Origin of the sequence: Moorena sp. SIO2C4 (genome assembly GCF_010672485.1) — a bacterium.
Taxonomy (GTDB): Bacteria; Cyanobacteriota; Cyanobacteriia; order Cyanobacteriales; family Coleofasciculaceae; genus Moorena; species Moorena producens.
Genome location: NZ_JAAHGN010000722.1, coordinates 1 through 3,937, shown reverse-complemented (window position 1 = coordinate 3,937; position 3,937 = coordinate 1). Strand labels below are relative to the sequence as shown.

The following is a 3,937-nucleotide window of genomic DNA, read 5'->3' as shown; positions in this document are numbered from 1 at the left end:
TCTCAGAAGTGCTGCGGGAGAAAAATGACTGTTGCGATCTAAGCGACGCTTTACCGCCAACTCAAACCGCGAGCGAAGATTGTCTCTGATTTCTGCTTCTGGGGCACTCTGCAATGTTGCGACTTGCTTAAGTTGCCAGTAGCAATGTAGCTGCGGTGTTTTTCCGGCTTCAATGATTAAACTATGAGCAGGTTGTAGCTTTTTTACCCCCTTAACTAGGCTCAAGGGAGAAGGAACGTATCCAAAAACCAGGTAGGATTGCAACCCTTGAGGGTCCACAGCTTTGGAAACAACAGGGTGTTCTAGGATTGCCTTAAGCTCTGAAGCAAAAATAAAAGTAGAGTGTACTTCATCGAAGAAGTAATATAGTGGTTGCTCCCCAAATCTGTCTCTCGCTAACCACAGCCTTCCAACAGAGCGGTCCCAAATAGCAAAAGCAAAGGTACCATTGAGCTTATAAACAACCTCTGTTCCCCAAGCTTCGTATCCCTTCAGTAATATTTCAGTGTCACGATTAGATTGGACATTAAACCCCAATGTTTCCAACTCGTCTCTGATTTCTCGGCAGTTGAGAATTGTACCACTGAAGACAACGACACTTGTATGGTTAGAGTTCCACATTGGCTGATAGCTATCAGCCGTTAAGTCTCTGCTGATCAGGGGAACATGGGCTAGACCCACTCCATCCTCTGGTGTAATCTCTAAATAACTGTGATCAGAACCACTATAGGTAATTGCATTACGCATGCGCAGAAGCAAGTTCCGATCAAGATGCTTATCTGTAGCTGTGAAAATGCCTACTATACTACCCATTAATGCTGGATACCTCGAACAAAACAAATTGCGTTCGCGTTCGCGTAGCGTCGGCTTTGCCGAAAGCGTGGCCAAAGGCCGTTCGCGTTCGCGTAGCGTCGGCTTTGCCGAAAGCGTGGCCAAAGGCCAATCGCCCTCTAGTCGCTGAACAACTAACTCAACCACTAATTAGGGGACTTATGACTATAATTCCCGTAAGCCTTGACAAAATTACTATTTTGGTATCCAACGGCAAAATGGCGCTTTTTAACGGTGATTGGACAATTGTGAACTTAGGATTAATCTCCAGGTTGGTATAATAGGCAAGCAAAGCACCAACGAAAAAAGCGATGCTCCTTTCGCGTAGCGTGGCCTTTTGGCCAAGGAGCCGCTACGCGATTGGCCGTAGGCCACGCTAAAAGCGATTGACCGTAGGTCACGCTTCGCGATCGCAAAAATTACGGATCACCTGTTATATCAAGTCCGGTAAAATACCTATAATTAACGGGATGGTGGAAAGCAGCCCATTTATTTCACGAATCAGATAGGATTGCTATATAGCAATGGGTGTAATGGTGTTTTAAAATTAACTAGTTTTAAATTTAAATAAATGAAGCGATGCAGCGCTATTATAAATCTGCTTTACTCGAATAGTTTTTGATTATAGCAATGCTAAATAAATTGTAAATTTTTGTTCCCTGCTCCCTATTCCCTTTCCTATAGTTATAGCAGTCGCCAGGGCAGTTAGGACATGACAAAAGTCTCACACCCTTTGTAAGCGCAAGAGTTTTACTTCTGACTTCTGACTTCTGACTTCTGACTTCTGCTATACTAGGGCAAAGCATCGGGTTTATGACCTGATCAAATCAGAATAAACCATGGTCGCCCAAATGCTTTGCGCCTAAAGCAGTAATAAAGTTTTACTAACCTTGTGAACTCAATCCCATCCAATCGGTGTGGAAAAACTCACCCCTGGGTTTATCCAGCCGCTCGTAGGTATGAGCACCAAAGTAGTCACGCTGGGCTTGGGTCAGGTTTTGGGGTAAGCGATCGCGTCGGTAACTGTCGAAGTAATCTAGGGATGCACTAAAAGCAGGGACTGGAATCCCTAATTTGTTTGATACCGCTAGCACATCTCGCCAACCATCCTGACGATCCAAAATTGTTTGCTTAAACTCAGGAGCTAACAAGAGATTGGGGAGTTGGGGATTTTGGTTGAAGGCATTCTTAATCTTATCTAAGAAGCCAGCTCGAATGATACAACCTCCTTTCCAAATCCGGGCAACTTCACTCAAGTTCAGATTATAGTTAAACTCTTCCGATGCCCGACTCAAGAGTGCCATCCCCTGAGCATAGGAACACATCTTAGAGCAATAGAGAGCATCCCGGACTTTGGTAATAAATGCTTTGACATCGCCATCATACTTGCCCACAGGACCAGTGATTTCCTTAGCTGCTGCTACCCGCTGATCCTTGAAAGAGGACATAACACGAGCATTGACTGCAGCGTAGATGGTAGGAATTGACACCCCTAGTTCTAGGGAACTAACTACAGTCCACCGTCCAGTGCCCTTTTGTCCAGCAGCATCAAGAATCATCTCCACTAACGGCCCATTCGTGTCTGGATCAATGTATTTGAAGATATCCGCTGTAATTTCAATCAAAAAGGAATTTAGCTCATCAGTGGTGTTCCATTCAGCAAATACCTCATGGAGCTGCTTGTGATCTAGTCCCAAGGCATTTTTCAGTACATCGTAGGCTTCAGCAATTAGTTGCATGTCGCCATACTCAATGCCATTGTGTGCCATTTTCACGTAGTGACCAGCACCACCGGGACCAATGTAGGTAACACAGGGACCATCATCAACCTGAGCCGCAATTTTGGTCAAAATTGGTTCTAAATCCTGGTATGCTGATGAAGTACCACCAGGCATTAAACTCGGACCATTGAGGGCTCCTTCTTCACCACCACTGACGCCCATGCCAACAAATCCCAATCCTGTGGCTTCTAAATCCTTAGTCCGCCGCTCGGTATCTTGGTAGAGAGAATTGCCACCATCAATGATCATATCTCCTGGCTCTAGGAGAGGTTTGAGTTGCTCAATGACTGCATCAACTGGCTTCCCTGCTTTCACCATCACTAGGATTTTGCGGGGTCGCTCCAGAGCTTGAACAAACTCTTCCAAGGAATAAGCAGCTTTCACATCCTTGCCCTGAGCTCGCTCAGCCATAAATTTCTCGGTTTTGGCTGCAGTCCGGTTGTATACTGCGATCGGGAAACCACGACTTTCTACATTAAGCGCGAGGTTTTCCCCCATTACAGCCAAACCAATTACCCCAAAGGTCCGTTGTGTCATAAAAATCTCCTACAAAAAAGCTTATCAAAGTTACTTATCATTCAGCAAAACTATAAGAATACCCATCGTGGCGATGGACACATTGAATGTAGTTCTGAGATGCACTCAAGACCTTGTTGGAGGCACCGTTAAATGACCCGATCAGATCAAAATTTCCTTTGGCTCTGACGCTCTTGATGCGAACCCCTTTTAATCCAGCATTCTTTCCAGCCACCACATTAACGATATCCCCAGTTTTCCATCCCTTCACAGGATGCTTAGGTTTGTAACCTTTGCGAGGAAAGCCGTATTTGTCCATCTGGATTACCTGACGACAACCGTGACCCATCGCTTTGATTAAAAGAGGTTGTCTGGTGACAATCTTCAATGTGGCCACTTCCCCGACACAAGCTGCATCAACCCAATGACCCTTGGGTAATCCCAGCTTGATACGGTTGTACTTGGTTCTGCCACCAGTTCCCACTGCTACGGACAATCCAGTTTCTTTCAAACTTTGGTAAAGTTGCCAACGGGTGGAGTTGACCGCCGCCGCATCTAATAGTGGTTGCTTTGCTTTACCTAAAATCCGCTTTAGGACATCGGGTTTCCCCGATAAAAAATCCCGAGCATCAAGATTTCCTTTGGCCTGATTACACCCATGGCAGGCTAGGGTGAGGTTATTGACACGATTTGTCCCCCCCTTCGATTTGGGAACTATGTGTTCCACCTCTAGCTTGACCGAGTTCGCCCCACAGTAGACACATTGACGACCCCATTTCTGATACAAGTACTCCCGCACTTCATAGCCC

Annotated in this window: 4 protein-coding genes; all 4 read right to left on the bottom strand. The window is 45.7% G+C overall.

The features are described 5' to 3' along the window. On the bottom strand, nucleotides 1-978 hold a 978-nt coding region (locus F6K20_RS27885; protein ID WP_502708886.1), incomplete at its 3' end, for an asparagine synthetase B family protein. 113 nt (nucleotides 979-1,091) lie between these two features. Next, nucleotides 1,092-1,232, bottom strand: coding sequence for a hypothetical protein (locus tag F6K20_RS27880; protein ID WP_287251220.1), 141 nt, complete (start codon nucleotides 1,230-1,232; stop codon nucleotides 1,092-1,094). 483 nt (nucleotides 1,233-1,715) lie between these two features. Beyond that, entirely contained in the window at nucleotides 1,716-3,149 is a 1,434-nt protein-coding gene (gene gnd / locus F6K20_RS27875) for a decarboxylating NADP(+)-dependent phosphogluconate dehydrogenase (RefSeq protein ID WP_008190916.1), read from the bottom strand. Between the two features lie 37 nt (nucleotides 3,150-3,186). Continuing rightward, nucleotides 3,187-3,937 (bottom strand): RNA-guided endonuclease IscB (gene iscB, locus F6K20_RS27870; protein WP_287296844.1); only part of this gene is annotated, 751 nt, incomplete at its 5' end.